Annotated in this window: 17 protein-coding genes; 5 read left to right on the forward strand and 12 right to left on the reverse strand. The window is 65.0% G+C overall.

The features are described from left to right. Positions 1-16 precede the first annotated feature (16 nt). Positions 17-883, reverse strand: a complete 867-nt coding sequence (gene dapD / locus U1R88_RS07260; protein ID WP_068288059.1) for a 2,3,4,5-tetrahydropyridine-2,6-dicarboxylate N-succinyltransferase — start codon at positions 881-883, stop codon at positions 17-19. A gap of 177 nt (positions 884-1060) precedes the next feature. Between dapD and U1R88_RS07265 the strand changes: the two genes are divergently transcribed. Further along, complete coding sequence (locus U1R88_RS07265) at positions 1061-2302, forward strand: aminopeptidase (RefSeq protein WP_322430653.1); 1242 nt, start codon at positions 1061-1063, stop codon at positions 2300-2302. Positions 2303-2324: 22 nt separating this feature from the next. Here the strand turns inward: U1R88_RS07265 and U1R88_RS07270 are convergent, their stop codons facing one another. The 6 genes from U1R88_RS07270 to upp all read right to left on the reverse strand — a co-directional run bounded on the left by U1R88_RS07270 (position 2325) and on the right by upp (position 7614). Next, positions 2325-2906, reverse strand: a complete 582-nt coding sequence (locus U1R88_RS07270; protein ID WP_425545407.1) for a phosphatase domain-containing protein — start codon at positions 2904-2906, stop codon at positions 2325-2327. A 100-nt stretch (positions 2907-3006) separates the two neighbouring features. After that, positions 3007-3885, reverse strand: coding sequence for an NmrA family NAD(P)-binding protein (locus U1R88_RS07275; RefSeq protein ID WP_322430655.1), 879 nt, complete (start codon positions 3883-3885; stop codon positions 3007-3009). Between the two features lie 116 nt (positions 3886-4001). Next, positions 4002-4829 carry a helix-turn-helix transcriptional regulator gene (locus tag U1R88_RS07280; RefSeq protein ID WP_322430656.1) on the reverse strand — a complete coding sequence of 276 codons (828 nt, stop codon included), beginning with the start codon at positions 4827-4829 and terminating at the stop codon, positions 4002-4004. Between the two features lie 80 nt (positions 4830-4909). Beyond that, positions 4910-6241 carry an ATP-binding protein gene (locus U1R88_RS07285; protein ID WP_322430657.1) on the reverse strand — a complete coding sequence of 444 codons (1332 nt, stop codon included), beginning with the start codon at positions 6239-6241 and terminating at the stop codon, positions 4910-4912. Beyond that, a complete protein-coding gene (locus U1R88_RS07290; protein ID WP_322430658.1) occupies positions 6241-6909 on the reverse strand; it encodes a response regulator transcription factor in 669 nt (222 codons plus the stop codon). The genes U1R88_RS07285 and U1R88_RS07290 overlap by 1 nt, the downstream gene beginning before the upstream one ends. 75 nt (positions 6910-6984) lie before the next feature. After that, positions 6985-7614 carry a uracil phosphoribosyltransferase gene (gene upp / locus U1R88_RS07295; RefSeq protein ID WP_322430659.1) on the reverse strand — a complete coding sequence of 210 codons (630 nt, stop codon included), beginning with the start codon at positions 7612-7614 and terminating at the stop codon, positions 6985-6987. 221 nt (positions 7615-7835) lie between these two features. Here upp and rpoN point away from each other — a divergent pair, with 221 nt between their 5' ends. Then, on the forward strand, positions 7836-9365 hold the full coding sequence (gene rpoN / locus U1R88_RS07300; protein ID WP_322430660.1) for an RNA polymerase factor sigma-54: 1530 nt from the start codon (positions 7836-7838) through the stop codon (positions 9363-9365). Positions 9366-9579: 214 nt separating this feature from the next. After that, entirely contained in the window at positions 9580-10053 is a 474-nt protein-coding gene (locus tag U1R88_RS07305; RefSeq protein WP_082979737.1) for an MmcB family DNA repair protein, read from the forward strand. A 14-nt stretch (positions 10054-10067) separates the two neighbouring features. On the opposite strand, the gene U1R88_RS07310 is transcribed toward U1R88_RS07305, so the two are convergent. Continuing rightward, positions 10068-10745, reverse strand: a complete 678-nt coding sequence (locus tag U1R88_RS07310; RefSeq protein WP_322430661.1) for an alpha/beta fold hydrolase — start codon at positions 10743-10745, stop codon at positions 10068-10070. Between the two features lie 241 nt (positions 10746-10986). Between U1R88_RS07310 and U1R88_RS07315 the strand changes: the two genes are divergently transcribed. Beyond that, entirely contained in the window at positions 10987-11493 is a 507-nt protein-coding gene (locus U1R88_RS07315; RefSeq protein WP_068288080.1) for an SRPBCC family protein, read from the forward strand. A 15-nt stretch (positions 11494-11508) separates the two neighbouring features. Here U1R88_RS07315 and U1R88_RS07320 read toward each other — a convergent pair whose 3' ends face one another. Both U1R88_RS07320 and U1R88_RS07325 read right to left on the reverse strand, forming a co-directional pair. Beyond that, positions 11509-12363, reverse strand: a complete 855-nt coding sequence (locus tag U1R88_RS07320; RefSeq protein ID WP_322430662.1) for a hypothetical protein — start codon at positions 12361-12363, stop codon at positions 11509-11511. Then, entirely contained in the window at positions 12360-12821 is a 462-nt protein-coding gene (locus U1R88_RS07325; protein ID WP_322430663.1) for an ABA4-like family protein, read from the reverse strand. Before U1R88_RS07325 ends, U1R88_RS07320 begins: the two co-directional genes overlap by 4 nt. 83 nt (positions 12822-12904) lie before the next feature. Here U1R88_RS07325 and U1R88_RS07330 point away from each other — a divergent pair, with 83 nt between their 5' ends. Next, entirely contained in the window at positions 12905-13576 is a 672-nt protein-coding gene (locus U1R88_RS07330) for a TetR/AcrR family transcriptional regulator (RefSeq protein ID WP_322430664.1), read from the forward strand. Between the two features lie 110 nt (positions 13577-13686). Here U1R88_RS07330 and trmB read toward each other — a convergent pair whose 3' ends face one another. After that, complete coding sequence (gene trmB, locus U1R88_RS07335) at positions 13687-14379, reverse strand: tRNA (guanosine(46)-N7)-methyltransferase TrmB (protein WP_322431352.1); 693 nt, start codon at positions 14377-14379, stop codon at positions 13687-13689. 121 nt (positions 14380-14500) lie between these two features. Then, the gene (gene metK / locus U1R88_RS07340) at positions 14501-15697 is read right to left on the reverse strand and encodes a methionine adenosyltransferase (protein WP_068288087.1); all 1197 of its coding nucleotides are present in this window, start codon (positions 15695-15697) and stop codon (positions 14501-14503) included. Positions 15698-15778: the final 81 nt, after the last annotated feature.

A 15778-nucleotide genomic window follows, 5' to 3' on the forward strand; every position in this document is an offset into this window, starting at 1 on the left:
CGGGGCGTTGCCAGGATCAGTGGTTTCCGTCGCGCAGCAATTCGTTGATGCTGGTCTTGGAACGCGTCTGCGCATCGACCGTCTTGACGATCACGGCGCAATAGAGCGAGGGGCCGGGGCGGCCGTCCGGGAGGGGCTTGCCGGGCAGGTTGCCGGAGACCACCACCGAATAGGGCGGCACATAGCCCTTGTAGGTCTGGCCGGTGGCCCGATCGATGATGGTGGTGGAGGCGCCGATATAGACCCCCATCGAAATCACCGAGCCTTCGCCGATGATGACGCCCTCGACCACTTCCGAACGAGCGCCGATGAAGCAGTCGTCCTCGATGATGGTCGGGTTGGCCTGCAGCGGTTCCAGCACGCCGCCGATGCCGACGCCGCCGGACAGATGCACGTTCTTGCCGATCTGGGCGCAGGAGCCGACGGTCGACCAGGTGTCCACCATGGTGCCGGTGGAGACATAGGCGCCCAGATTGACGAAGGACGGCATCAACACCACGCCGGGCGCGATGTAGGCCGAGTGGCGCACCACGCAATTCGGAACGGCGCGGAAGCCGGCCTGGCGGAATTCCGTCGTGCTCCAGCCCTCGAACTTGGAGGGGACCTTGTCCCACCACAGGGTGCCGCCCGGGCCGCCGGCGATGGTGGTCATGTCGTTGAGGCGGAAGGACAGCAGCACCGCCTTCTTCAGCCATTGGTGGGTGTGCCAGGATTCACGGCCGGTCGCGCCGGGAACCTTCTCGGCCACGCGCAGCTTGCCCTCGTCGAGCAGACCGAGCGTATGATTGACGGCTGCCCGGATCTCGCCCTTGGTCTCGAAATTGCACTGGGCCCGGTCTTCCCAGGCGGCGTCGATCACGGTCTGCAGGCGGGCGATTTCCATGGCGTCTCCTCACATAATTCAGCCGCAAATGCCGCGCGAAAGCCGGCACTGTCAAGTTCCAGACCGCCCTGAATTGGCCTAATCTTCCTCTCGCCGCCGTCGTGCCGACAAAGGGCTTGACGGCGCAGGGCATCATTGCTGGTCTGCGCGCTCGATTGTTTCCTTTTGAGGTTTGTCATGTCCAGTCCCTCCGAGAGCCATTCCAAGCGTCTCGACAAGCTCGCCGAGACGGCCGTGAAGGTCGGCCTCGGCCTCGCGCCCGGCCAGGAATTGGTGATGACGGCCTCGATCGAGGCCCTGCCCCTGGTGCGCCGGATCACCGAGCACGCCTACAAGGCGGGCGCCAGCCTGGTCACCACCCTGTTTTCCGACGAGGAGTCGACGCTGGCACGCTATCGCTTCGCGCCGGATGCCGCCTTCGACACCGCCTCGGGCTGGCTGTTCGACGGCATGGCCGCGGCCTTCGACCGGGGGGCCGCCCGCCTCGCCATCGCCGGCGAAGACCCCTCGCTGCTGGCAGGCCAGGATCCGGCCAGGATCGCGCGGGCCAATCAGGCGCGCTCGGCCGCCTACAAGCCGGCGCAGAAACGCATCGTCGGCTTCGACATCAACTGGAACATCGTGTCCTACGCCTCCGCTGCCTGGGCAAAGGCCGTGTTCCCCAATGAGGCGGAGGAGGTTGCCGTCGCCAAGTTGTGGGACGCCATCTTCGCTGCTTCGCGCATCGATTCGAACGATCCGGTCGCGGCCTGGGCCGAGCATAACCGCAACCTGCATGCCCGTGCCGCCTATCTCAACGACAAGCGCTATGCCGCGCTGCATTACACCGGCCCGGGCACAGATCTCACCATCGGTCTCGCCGACGGGCATGAATGGCTCGGGGGCTCGTCCAAGGCCAAGAATGGCATCACCTGCAATCCCAACATCCCGACCGAGGAAGTCTTCACCACGCCGCATCGCGACCGGGTGAGCGGTCATGTCTCCGCCACCAAGCCCTTGTCCTACCAGGGCACGCTGATCGACAAGATCGCCGTGCGCTTCGAAGAGGGGCGGATCGTCGAGGCCGATGCCGCCACCGGCAAGGACGTGCTCGCCAAGGTGCTGGATACCGATGCGGGCGCGCGGCATCTCGGCGAAGTCGCGCTGGTGCCGTTTTCCTCGCCCATCTCCCAGAGCGGCCTGCTGTTCTACAACACGCTGTTCGACGAGAATGCCGCCAGCCACATCGCGCTCGGACAGTCCTATAGCCAGTGCTTCGTCAATGGCGGCTCGTTGAGCCCCGAAGAACTCGCTTCGCGCGGCGCCAACAACAGCCTGATCCATATCGACTGGATGATCGGTTCGGGCGAGATCGACATCGACGGCATCGGCGCCGACGGCAAGGCCGAACCCCTGATGCGCAAGGGCGAGTGGGTTTAGGCGATCTCGCGGGTGGACGGCCTCAGCTTTTCGTATAGCCGAGGCTCGCCTCGAGGTTCTCGAAGGTGTCGTCCATGGCATAGCTGCGCAGGAAGGGCAGCGAGAAATGCCCGAAGCGCAAGGACATCTGGCTTTCCGCCTGCGCTTCGCTCGCCTTGCTGATCGCTGCCAGATAAAGCGCGGCGGCGAGGCCGCTGCGATCCGCCCCGCCTTCGCAATGGATCAGGATGGGTTTTTCCGCATTGCGCAGCACTTGCACCAGGGCGTCCGCCTGCAGGCCGTTCAGTTCACGTGACGCGGACATGGCGAAATCGACATGGGTGACGCCGAGCCGGGCCGATTCGGCGATCTCGGCGTCGTACCAGGCAGTGCCGGTGTTCCTGCCGCGCAGATTGATCACGGTTCTGATGCCTGCCTCGTGGACATAGTGCCTGAGCCGCCCGGGCGTGGGTTGGCCGGAGCGATAGAGTTCACCGGCCACCACGGTGTGGAAATTGCCGCCGAGATATTGCAGGCCCAGATAGGTTGCGCCAGCGGCCAGGATGGCGGCGCCGCTTAGGCTCATGGCCAGAAGAATGCCCCTCAACCGGGCGGCAGCCGCCATGCCGCGCCCGGCCAAGGATTTGTACACAGAACCGCTACGCAACCTTCGCCTCCGACCATCTGTCGTTGGCGTGTTCTAACCCTGCAGACTTAGGGCAGACTTAGAGGGGGCTGCCAAGCATGGCCGCCAGGACCTGGCGCAGGCCGGTCTCGCCACGCCGGACACTCCCGCTGGCCGCCTCCACCTCGATGTGCCCGGCATTGTGGGCATCGTACATCTCGGCGACGAGCTCGGCGTAGCTCGCGCTCAGGCCGCCCTGAACCAAGGCGGGAAGCCATTGGGCGCGAGGCAGCTCCCGCGCCGCGATCTCCCGGCCGGTGAGGCTGGCCAGTGCCGAGGCGACATCCACCGTGCTGTAGCGTTCCGGGCCTTCGGCGTGAAAGACACGAAGCTCGCTGTCGAAGCCAGTCGTCAGCAGCTGGGCGGCAATTTCTCCGACGTCGGCAGCTGAAACCGTGGGAAACAGCTTGGTGACGGGATGATGCAGGCTGGCCAGGACACCGGTTTCGATCGCGCGCGGCAACAGCCGGGCCCAGTTCTGCATATGCTCGGCCGATCTCAGCACGGTCAGGGGCAGGCCAAGGCCGCGAAGAGCCTCCTCCAGATGATGAAAGGTCAGGGCGATGCCGGTCTTGCTGGCATGGTGGGCGCCATAGTCCGAAATCGCCAGGACGGATGCCGGTCGGGTTTCGGCCAAGGCTGCGGCGATCGCTTCGATCGATGCCTGCATTTGCGCACCGGCATCGTCGCTGCGCGGGCTGATGGGACAGATGACCTGAACCGCCTGCGCGTCCCGCAGGGCATGACGCAGAGCCAGGCCGTCATGGATATCGGCCATGGCAACGTCGCAGCCAAGGGCGCGCAGGGCCGCGGCATGATCCGCGTTGCGAATGATGGCTCGCACGGGTGCGCCGAGCCGGCGGAGCATTTGGATCGAATGGCGGCCGACTTTGCCGTTGGCGCCCAGAATGACGAACATCGTATTTGTCCTCGCTTGCTGTCGAGGCACGATTGGAGAAGCTTCGGCCGGCTTCGTCGCACGCGAAAGGATCGCGCAAAGCAGAAAGGGATGGAAAATATGTGCTTGCTCGCCCCTTAGGCTGCTTGTTCCCGTCTTAGGCGGACGAGGCCGGCCGGCGTTATACCCAGGACCCGCTTCATGGCATGGGCGAGATGGCTTTGGTGGGCAAATCCCGCACTCAAGGCAACCTGGCTGATCGGCAGGTCGCCGTTCACGAGCAGGCGCCTGGCCTGTTCCACCCGGCGCCGGATGACATATTGGTGCACCGGCAGGCCGAACGAGCGCCGGAACAGCACCTTGAGATGTGGCACGCTGATGCCGACAACCTGCGCCACCACCGCGAGGGAGAGATCATGGTCGAGGTGGCTTTCGATGAATTCGATCAGATGGTCGCGCTGTCTTGCTGACAGGGTCTGCCTTGCCGAAATGGCGGCCAGCCTCGCATGTCCGTCGATGAGGCGGACGGCCAGGGCCGAACCGAGACCTTCGGCAACCAGGCGGTCGGTCGGAGTCCGACGTGCCGGCTCGGCCAAGGCTTTGGCGATATATTCGATCTGGGCGTCGCGGCACTGGAAACGCGGTATCAGCCGGACCCTTTCGGGATCGATCTCCAGATCTTCGGCAGCCTTACGCAAGAGGGCCGGGCTCACCCATAGACGCAGGATGGTGCAATCGGCGTCGTCCTCCCATTCGCCGTCCAACCCAGCCGGAACGATGTCGATGTCGCCTTCCGACTGGATGCGGATGTGGCGCTGGCCGTCACAACGGCAGGAGGCGTTGACCGGCCTGCCGACATGGACACCCAGCCGGTGGAAGGGCGAGGCGGGCACATGGGTGAGGCCGGCGGCGATGTCGCGCCGCTCGACCGCAACGCCGATGGTATCAAGCCAGTCCGCAACCATGCCCGCTCCAATCGCCAAACCGGATATGTCGACTATGTGGCCATGAAAATGGCTTGCGACCAGCCCGGCTACCGCATTTTTCACGACCCTGCCGAAGCACCCGCGATCTCCTCGTCAGGGTGAGGCGAAACCAGGAGTTCGGCCACCAGCCCGCTGCGGTCCGCCCGATTGGCAAGGGTGAGGGCAATGCCGTGGCCGGTGGCGATGGACCTGGCGATTGCCAGCCCCAGTCCGGTTCCCTCGACATGCTGTGGTGCGGACCGGAAGAAGCGTTCGAAGACGCGTTCGAGCAGGCCTGGATCGAGTCCCGGCCCGCTATCCGTGATGCGGATGCCGCGCCTGCCATCATCGAAGGTCTCGACGGTGATCGCGCCTCCCGAGGGGGTGTAGTGCAGCGCATTCTCGATCAGATTGGTGAGCAGCGTCCGCAATTCCCTGGTATCGCCGACAAGCGGAACCTCACCGTGCCGCCGCATGCTCAGGTGCAGTCCGCGGGCCTTGGCGATCGGTTCGAGATCGGTAACGCAAGCCTCGGCCAGTACGCCGAAGTCCAGGGGCGTGCGGTCCTGGCCGCCCGTGCCGGCTTCCAGGCGGGCGAGCTGGAGCATCTGGTTGGTGAGATGGGTGGCGCGCCTGGCACCTGCCTCCAGGTCGTCGAGCCTTGTGTGCAATGCCGCACCGCGGGAAAGGGGCCTGAGATTGCCGATCTGCAGGGTGAGCGCGGCAAGCGGGGTGCGCAACTCGTGCGCGGCATCGGAGATGAAGCGGCGCTGGCGTTCCAGCGTCTGTTGCAGGCGGGACAGCAATTGATTCATCGCAGCGACGAGCGGCAGGACCTCGGATGGCACCCCGGCTGCCGGAATAGGCGTGGTGTCGGCGGCCGATCTCGCGGCCAGGGTGGTGGCGACACGGCCAAGCGGTTTCATCACCCAATAGATGACCAGGCCGAGAAAAAGCCAGGCGACCGGGATGAGGATGATGATCGGCAGCACCGCGCCGAGGGCCGCGTGCTCGGCCAGTTCCGTGCGCGCTTCGATCTGCTGGGCGATCTGGACGGTGCGCTCGCCCTCGACCAGGGTATAGACCCGCCAGTCATGGCCGGCGACGGTCTCGTTCGAGAAGCCGGTACCGCTGCTGCGTGGGATGGCGATGGCGGGATTGGTCGAGCGCATCGGCGCGTCGGCGCCGTCCCAGACCTGAACGAGGAGATCATCCTCGCGATTGCGTGTGCTTTTGATGGCGGGGCGCAGGCTGCGGGCATCGAGAGCGTAGACGGCGACCTGCTGCAACTGCTTGTCGAGGAAGCGATGGGCCTCGCGCCGCACGGCAAAGTAGGAGGCGAGGGCGGCGCCGATGCCGACCACCAGCAGCACGGCGGCGATGGCGATCAGGCTCGACCAGCGCAGCGACATCAGGGAGCGTCCTTTGCAATCATCCAGCCGGCTCCGCGCGAATTGCGAATGATATCCTTGCCGAATTTCTTGCGGATGGCATGGATCAATACCTCGACGGCATTGCTTTCGACTTCCTCTCCCCAGCCATAGAGGCGCTCCTCCAGCTGGCTGCGGGAGACGATCGCGCCGGGACGCTCCATCAGCGCCAGCAGCAGGGAAAACACCCGCGCGGTCAGCACATGGCTTTGGCCGCGATAGGTGACGCGGTGGCTTTCGAGGTCGAGCTCGAGGTCGCCATGGACCAGCGTGGAGACGGCCTGGCCGCCATGGCGGCGACGCAGTACGGCGCGGATCCGGGCCTGCAGCTCGCGCATCTCGAAGGGCTTGACGATGTAGTCGTCGGCACCGAGGTCGAGACCATCGACGCGATGGTCGAGGTCATCCCTGGCGGTGATGATCAAAACGGGTGTGGTGTCGCCGGCCCGCCGGAGATCGCGCAGCAGTTCAAAGCCGCTCTTGCCGGGCAGGCCGTTGTCGAGCAGCACGACGGAATAGCCGTGTTGCCGCAGGGCCGCTTCACCGTCCGGGCCGTCGCGGACCCAGTCCACCGCCATGCCGGCATCGCCAAGCGCCTGCAGCAGCGCCTTTCCGATCATCGGATCGTCCTCGATCAGAAGAATGCGCATGCGGCCGCCGTGGAAACAATGTGAACTCGGCGAGGATGGCAAGCAATTAAGGGCTGATCAAGGAAGCGGCCCGCCTCACTTCGTTCCGTAGATACGGTCGCCGGCATCGCCCAGCCCCGGCACGATATAGCCGTGGTCGTTGAGATGGCTGTCGATCGCCGCCGTCCAGATCTTCACGTCGGGATGGGCCTCGCGCAGATGCTTGATGCCTTCGGGCGCCGCGAGCAGGCAGACGAAGCGGATATCCTTGACGTCGCGCGCCTTCAGCCGCTCGATGGCGGCGACGGCGGAGTTGGCCGTGGCCAGCATCGGGTCGAGCACGATCACCAGGCGCTCCGCCACGTCGGGCGGCGCCTTGAAGTAATATTCCACGGCCTTCAGTGTTTCGGGGTCGCGATAAAGCCCGATATGGGCGACGCGGGCCGAGGGCACGAGGTCGAGCATGCCTTCGAGGAAGCCCTCGCCGGCACGCAGGATCGGCGCCAGCACCAGCTTCTTGCCGGCCACGCGTGGCGCCTGCATCTTGGTCAAGGGCGTCTCGATCTCGACCATTTCCAGCGGCAGGTCGCGGGTGACCTCGTAGCAGAGCAGCCGGCCGATCTCGTTGAGCAACTGCCGGAACCCCTTGGTCGAGCGATTCTTGTCGCGCATCAAAGTGAGCTTGTGCTGCACCAGCGGGTGATCGACGACGATGACGCCTTCCATCGGAGTTTCCCTTCTTCACATTCCACCCTTACCTAGCCGATTTCTCGGCTGGGGTAAGGCATCATAGCGCGCCTTCCACGCCTTTCGTCACGGCTTACGCTTAAGGTTTTCCGTTTTTGCAAGCTTGCGCATCGAAAAATCTGGCGTGAAACTTGCTTCTGGCCGCGGTCCATGCAGGATGCTGCCCGCAACAAGACCAATAATCAGGATCGTCCGCGTTCATGGCGTTGTCGCAAAGGCTTGAGTTCCGCCAGACCCAGTCGCTGGTGATGACGCCGCAATTGATGCAGGCGATCAAGCTTCTGCAACTGTCCAACCTCGATCTCACCGCCTACGTCGAGGCGGAACTGGAGCGCAACCCGATCCTGGACCGCGCCGATGGCGAGACCGCGCGCGAACCCGAGACACTCGCGGCAGCGCCCGCCGATCCCGCTGCGGGCGATTGGCTCAAGGACGACATGGCCCCCTCCCGCGAGGCGATGGAAGCGGGGCTCGGCACCGATCTCGACAACGTCTTTCCCGACGAGCTGCCGGCCGACAGGCCGGAAGCGCCGGCGGCGATCGAACAATTGGCCGGGAGCGACCCCTATGTCTCGTCCTGGTCGAATGTCGGCGCGGGCGGGCATGGCGGTGGCGACGACGTCAATTACGAGGGCATGGCCGCGGCCGATCTTTCATTGGCCGATCATCTGGAGACGCAGCTCGCTCTGGCGACCCGCGATCCCAGGCGCCGGCTGATCGGCCATTTCATCATCGATATGATCGACGAGACCGGTTATCTCGTCGGTGATCTCACGGAACTCGCCGAACGCCTGGGGGCATCGCTCCAGGAGGTGGAGGCCGTGCTTGCCCTCGTGCAGGGCTTCGAGCCGAGCGGCGTCGGCGCCCGTTCGCTGAAGGAGTGCCTGGCGCTCCAGCTCAAGGAGCGCAACCGGCTCGATCCTGCCATGGCGACGCTGCTCGACAATCTGGAGCTGGTGGCCAAGCGCAACATCCCGGCCCTGCGGCGCCTGTGCGGCGTCGACGAGGAGGATGTGGCCGAGATGATCGCCGAATTGCGTGGCCTTACCCCCAAGCCGGGCCTGGCTTTCGGCTCCACGCCGGTTCAGCCGGTGGTGCCGGACGTGCTGTTGCGCGCTGCACCCGACGGAACCTGGATGGTGGAGCTCAACCCCGATACCTTGCCGCGCGTGCTGGTCAACCAGAACTACTATGCCCGGGTGGCACGCACGGCCCGCAGCGAGGCCGACAAGACCTTCCTGACCGAGGCGCTGCAGACGGCGAACTGGCTGACCCGCAGCCTGGAGCAGCGTGCGCGCACCATCCTTAAGGTCGCCACCGAGATCGTGCGCCAGCAGGACGCCTTCTTCGCCCTCGGCGTGCAATATCTGCGCCCGCTCAATCTCAAGACCGTGGCCGATGCCATCGGCATGCATGAATCGACAGTGTCGCGTGTTACCGCCAACAAGTTCATCGCCTCGGCCCGCGGCCTGTTCGAGCTGAAATATTTCTTCACCGCCTCGATCTCGAACGCGGAAGGGGGCGAAGCGCATTCGGCCGAGGCCGTGCGCCACCGCATCCGCCAGATGATCGACGCCGAAGCACCCGATGCCATCCTGTCCGACGACACCATCGTCGCGCTGCTGCGCAAGGACGGCATCGACATCGCCCGGCGCACCGTGGCCAAATATCGCGAATCAATGCGGATCGCTTCCTCGGTGGAGAGGCGACGGGAAAAGGCGGGACGATGAGGCTGATGCTGATGCAGCCCACTTGGGGAGGAAAAACGCCGATTTGTCATAGCCGGGCTTGACCCGGCTATCCAGAAGGCACGGGCGCAACCGGCAGGAAGAGCTGGGTTGCTGGGTCAAGCCCGGCAATGACAAAGTCGTGCAAACTTGTAGGCGCTTGAATGAACTGCATCGGGCCGATGAGGCCGGTTTTTCGAAGCGAGGGAACCTGACGGTGTCGCTGCCGGTCCTGCCCATTGATGGCCGCCAATCCGCGATGGCCCTGACGATCCAGCGCGGGGCCAGCCGGCTGCTGCGCCAATACGGCCTGACGCCGGTGCCGGAGGTGACGCTGCCCAACGGCCGCCGTGCCGATCTCCTCGCGGTGGGGCGCAAGGGCGAGATCTGGATCGTGGAAATCAAGTCCTCGGTGACGGATTTCCAGGTCGACCACAAATGGCCCGATTATCTGGCTTATTGCGACCGGCTTTTCTTCGCCGTCGGGCCGGATTTTCCGCTGGCCCTGCTACCCGAGGAGGCCGGCAGCATCGTGGCCGACGCCTATGGCGGCACGCTGCTGCGGGATGCCCCCGAGCAGCGCCTTGCCGCGCCGACGCGCAAGGTCCTGACCCTGCTGCTCGCCCGGCTGGCAGCCGGACGGCTGCATCAGGCCATGGATCCCGAAGGTGCGTTCGGTTTCGGCGAATGACGCGCCCGAAGGTGCTATTGCCCGGCAAACGAGGTGATGAGCGAGACCAGTTCCGCATCCTGGCCGTTGAAGCCGTGATGCGCGCGGGATCGGCAGGGATTGCCGGTTTGCCGGCCGCCCTCCAGCCATGTCACCGTGACCCGCTCGCCGGCCCAGGCCTGGAAGGGCGCGACGCCGGCCGGCTTGGTGAAGCGGCAGCCATCCTGCCGGTGATGCACCACCAGGGTGGGAGGCAGCAGCCTTGGGGAACCGAGGATGGCCATGACGCTCGGCGAGGGACCGGACTCCTTGCTGAGGAAGCCTGAAGTCAGCACCAGCCGGTCCGGCTTGGCTCCCCTCGCCAGGCCCTCGGCCGTTCGCGGCGTGCCGGCTGAGGTGGCCACGACCGTGACCGGCCGTTTCAGGCCCGCCATGGTATCGACCGCCGTGACAAGGTTGGTGCCCTTGTCGACCAGCAGGACATTATAGCCCCTGGCCGCAAAGCCATCGCGATTGCGGATGAGGACATTGTCGGCGCCGGTGCGAAACTGGCCGTTGGGACCGACTTCGAGCCGGCCATCGCCGCCGGTGAGCAGGATGATGCTGCCTTTGGCTTGGGGATGCCGGATCAGGATGTTCTCGATGCCGGCGATGGTCACGGTCTCGCCGCCGCTGGCGATGGGAGCCGTCTGGGCGAAAACGGGACCATTCATCAGCAACAGGCCCAAGAAACCGCGTGCTACGGCTGCCCGTCCGCCAGGGGATATGTTTCGATTCATGATTCGAACTGTCCTCGTTGTGGCCTACCGATAGGCAACAAGGGTTGCGGCTGGATTACGGGAGGCCGGGCGTGACGACAGCAGGCATCATCAAATTTACATCCTTGCCTTGCTCCCTGGCAGCCGGTCATGATCTATGAAGCAAAAGGGCATATGGCCCGGGAGGAGCAGTTCCATGGATATGAGCGGTTCGCAGCGTATCGAGGCCTCACGCGAGAAGGTTTGGGAAGGCCTGAACAATCCCGAGATCCTCAAGCAATGCATTCCGGGCTGCGAAGCGATCGAACTGGTCTCGCCGACCGAGATGACCGCCAAGGCCGTGCTGAAGATCGGTCCGGTCAAGGCCTCCTTCAACGGCAAGGTGACACTGTCGGATCTCGATCCGCCCAACGGCTACACCATTTCGGGCGAGGGCCAGGGCGGTGTCGCCGGTTTTGCCAAGGGCGGGGCCACCGTACGCCTCGAGGCCGATGGCGAAGACGCGACCATCCTCCACTACGAAGCCAAGGCCGATGTCGGCGGCAAGATCGCCCAACTCGGCGCCCGCCTGATCGACGGCACCGCCAAGAAGCTGGCCGGCGACTTCTTCGAGAAGTTCGGCCAGGCGATCTCGCCCAAGCCGGAAGGCGAGGAGGCCCCGGCCGAGCCGGAAAAGAAGGGTTGGTTCGGCCGCAAGAAGTGAGCCGGTCGCCCGTTCTCACGCCGGTATGAAGGGAATACCCCGCAAGGCCTGGACGAAGACGAAAAGGGTGGCCGCGCCATAGGCGAGCGCGGCGGCGCAGACGATGAAAGAGGCTGTGCGGCCTCGCGCCCAACGCTCGGCGACAAGGCCCAGGACAGGCATGATCTGCAGGGCGTGCAGCCCGAGGAAGTGGGCCACCCTGAGGTCGCCGCCGGTGCGCGACCAGCCGAAGACCGGCACGCCCGTCGCATCCGTGCGCACGCCGCCGATCCAATGGCCGTTGCCGGCGGAAAGAACGCTGCCGGAGCCCACCCCGAGCATGAAAGTGAGCGTCAGCCCGAGCAGGACCGACAGCCAGAACGCCGTCGACCAGGCTTGGGGGCGGTGTCGCAGCAATAAGACCGCCAAGGCAGGGCTTGCGGCTGTCAACGTCACCGCACCGATGCCCATCAATGTGTACATCAGCTGGTGGAACGGATCGGCCACATTGTAATGCGAGGCAAGACCCCTGGCGGCCTGGAGAGCGATGTAGCCGATCTCGAAGGTGCTTGCGGCAAGGGCGAGGGTGACGAGGATCCTGACCGTCCGCCCGCGGCGCGTCTCTTCGGGCAGGGCGCCGACGAACCAGGCCAGGGTCAGGAGATAGAGGGCGACGGAGAACTGGAATTTCAGCGGCTTGATCCAGACGGAGATGCCGTTGAGTGTCCTGTCGTCGATCCCCAGCGCTATGAAGGTCGGGGCCATCAGCGCCAGGAGGATGAAGCCGCCTTGTGCCAGCAGGCGCTCGCGTCTCAGCAGGTCATCCATCACGGCCCGGGCAAGCACATGCGGGCGATAGGCAAGGCGAAGGCTTGGCGTGTTCGTCGTCATGCGAGCTCTCCTTGGCGGCGGGAGTGGCCCCGAAGCCAGGCGCTGCGCAGGACCAGGAACGTGAGGAAACCGACGGGACCGAACAGGAAGGTGAGGGCGAGACAGGGCAGGACGGCCAGATGCGGCAATCCGGATTGTCTCGCCTCGCGCACCTCCCAGGCTCCGACCAGCAGGTCGAAGGCGAGGTAATGCAGCCAGCCGGCCAGGAGCAGGCCGCGATGGCTGAACAATGCGGCGACATCGCCGAGAGAGCCGAAGCCGCCTGCAGCCTCGCCCCAGAAGTGAAAGAGCAGGACGGCATAGGCAAGGCCGAGCACGATCGGAACGAATCTGGCGGCGATCAGCTGGGCGAGGGCCGGACGCAAGGGCGACAGGGCAAGGACGATCCAGCCGCAGAGAGCGAGCATTCCGGCCCAGGAGAAGGCCTGGTCGAGCGTGAAAGCTTGGTCGAGAACCATGTCGATATCCTCAACTTGACAGTGTCAAGATTAGGATGGCAGTTATTTTGACATTGTCAAGATCGTGGTCGATAGTAGGGTCGGTGCCGAGCAATGGAGCGGCGGTGCCGGTGATGCGGAGCGGGAAGGAAGTGGAGCAACAGGGATCGGCGGCGCATAAGGCCGGCTATCATCATGGTGACCTCCGGGCTGCGCTGCTCGCTGCCGCCGAACTCGTCCTGGCCGAACGCGGTGTCGAGGGTTTCACGCTTCGCGAGTGCGCCCGCCGCGCGGGTGTCTCTCACGCCGCGCCCGCGCATCATTTCGGTGATGTTGCGGGCCTGCTGACCGCGGTGGCGGCGCTGGGGTTCGAGACGCTCACGCTCTTCATGCGCCAGGCCCGCGCCGGCATCGACGAGCCGGAGGCCCGGTTGCGGGCGATCGGGCGCGGCTATGTCACCTTCGCCCGCCAATATCCGGAGAGATTCCGGCTCACCTTCAACCGGCATCGGCTCAATATCGCGGATCCGGTCCTAAGGGATGCCGGGCAGGAGGCCTTCGCCGAACTCGAGACCGCCATTCGTCTGGTAACCAAGGCCAGTGACGGGCCTCTTGAACGCGACCAACTCGACATCTTGCTGCAGACTTGGTCGGTCGTGCACGGCTATGCCCATCTCCTGCTGATGGGGCAACTCGACGGGCCCCTCAAGGGCGGAGGCGACGCTGCGGCGGATGCTGCCCTGGAAGGAGTATTGGCCCGATTGACAGCGCGATAGGGCTCGCCTGGAGAAATCCTCCTGGGACCGTCGGCATCATTGCTGCATGCTGGTCATCGTCAGGCGTCGGGCATCCAAGAGGCCCGCGGGTTGCCGGCGATCCCGGCGGGCTACACCCGCCTGAAGGTGAAATAGGCGCCGCGCCGGCCTTCCCTCAACGCCTTGGCTTCGTAGCGGGTGGAGCGCCAGCCTTCCCAGGGCGTCAGCCAGTCGGCCTGGCGCTCGGCCGTCCATTCGAACTCGGACGAGCGCGCCACGCGCGCCAGGGCATAGGCGGCGTAATCGTCGATGTCGGTGGCAAAGCGCAGCTCCCCGCCCGGCTTGAGAATACGAGCCAGGCGCGTCAGCATCTCCTCGCCCAGAAAACGGCGCTTGCGATGGCGCCGCTTGGGCCAGGGGTCGGGATAGAGCAGATAGATGCGTGCGATCGAGCCGGCCGGCAGCCAGTCCACCACTGCCTTGGCGTCGTCGTCCCACAAGCGGATATTGGCGAGCCCGTTCTGTTCGATCTGCGCCAGCATCTTGGCGGTGCCGTTGACATAGGCCTCGCAGCCGATGAAGCCGATTTGCGGATTCTCGCCGGCGCGTTGGGTGAGGTGCTCGCCGCCGCCAAAGCCGATTTCGAGCCAGATCTCGCCAACGGACCCCGGGAACAGGGAGCCAAGATCCGTGGGAGCCGGGGCGGTGAGGTCGAGACGCAAATGCGGCAGCGAACCGGACACCAAATCGGCATGCCCTGGCCGCAGGGTCTTGCCCTTGCGGCGGCCGAAGAAGGCGCCATGGCCGCGAGGCGGGGCATCCATGCCGTTGCCGAACTTGTCCTTGTCGTCTTCAGTCACGACCCATACCCACCGAAGCAAAGCCTTATGAAAAAAGCCCCTCCCGGCAAGCGGGAGAGGCTTTGTGTCGATTGTCGGTTTCGGATCAGGCGCGCACGGCCTTCTTGATCGCGTCGGCGAGATCGGTCTTCTCCCAGGAGAAGCCGCCGTCGCGGGCCGACTTGCGGCCGAAATGGCCATAAGCGGAGGTGCGGGCATAGATCGGCTTGTTGAGGTTGAGGTGTTCGCGGATGCCGCGCGGCGTCAGGCTCATCACGTCACGCAGCGCCTTCTCGACCTTCTCCTCGGAGACGTTGCCGGTGCCGTGCAGGTCGACATAGATCGCCAGCGGCTCGGAAACGCCGATGGCGTAGGCGAGCTGGATGGTGCAGCGATCGGCCAGCTTGGCCGCCACCACGTTCTTGGCGAGGTAGCGTGCCGCATAGGCGGCCGAGCGGTCGACCTTGGTCGGGTCCTTGCCGGAGAAGGCGCCACCGCCATGGGGGGCCGCACCGCCATAGGTGTCGACGATGATCTTGCGGCCGGTCAGGCCGCAATCGCCGTCCGGACCGCCGACCACGAACTTGCCGGTGGGGTTGACGTGCCAGACCGTGTCCTTGGTAACCCAACCTTCCGGCAGGGTCTTGAGGATATGGGGCTCGACCAGTTTCTTGATGTCGCCGGAGGTCAGCTTCTCGTCGAGATGCTGGGTGGAGAGCACGATCTGTGTCACGCCGACCGGCTTGCCATTCTCATACTTCACCGTGACCTGGCTCTTGGCGTCGGGGCCGAGCATGCCAAGCTCACCCGACTTGCGGGCCTTGGTGATGTCCTCAAGGATCTTGTGGGCGTAATAGATCGGAGCCGGCATCAGCTCCGGCGTCTCGCGGCAGGCATAGCCGAACATGATGCCCTGGTCGCCTGCGCCTTCGTCCTTGTTGCCGGAAATATCAACGCCCTGGGCGATGTCGGGGGACTGGCCGTGCAGCAGGACCTCGATCTTGGCCTTCTTCCAGTGGAAGCCGTCCTGCTCATAGCCGATCGCCTTAACGGCGCGACGGGCGGCGCTCTTGATCTTGCCCTTGGTGACGGTCTCGGGACCGCGATATTCGCCGGCGATCACCAGGCGGTTGGTGGTGGCGAGGGTTTCGCAGGCGACGCGCACCTGGGAGGGGTCCATTCCGGTCTTCGCCGCCTCGCGGTAGAACAAGTCGACGATTTCGTCGGAGATGCGATCGCAGACCTTGTCGGGGTGGCCTTCAGCGACCGACTCGCTGGTAAACAAATAGTCGGAACGGGACACGAATGTTTCTCCACGCCAAAATGGAACTTGGTATCATCCCGTTTTGGCGAGGGGAGGCTTCGTCGTCAAGCGGCAAATCGT

The organism is Labrys sedimenti, assembly GCF_034424805.1.
GTDB classification, from domain to species: Bacteria; Pseudomonadota; Alphaproteobacteria; order Rhizobiales; family Labraceae; genus Labrys; species Labrys sedimenti.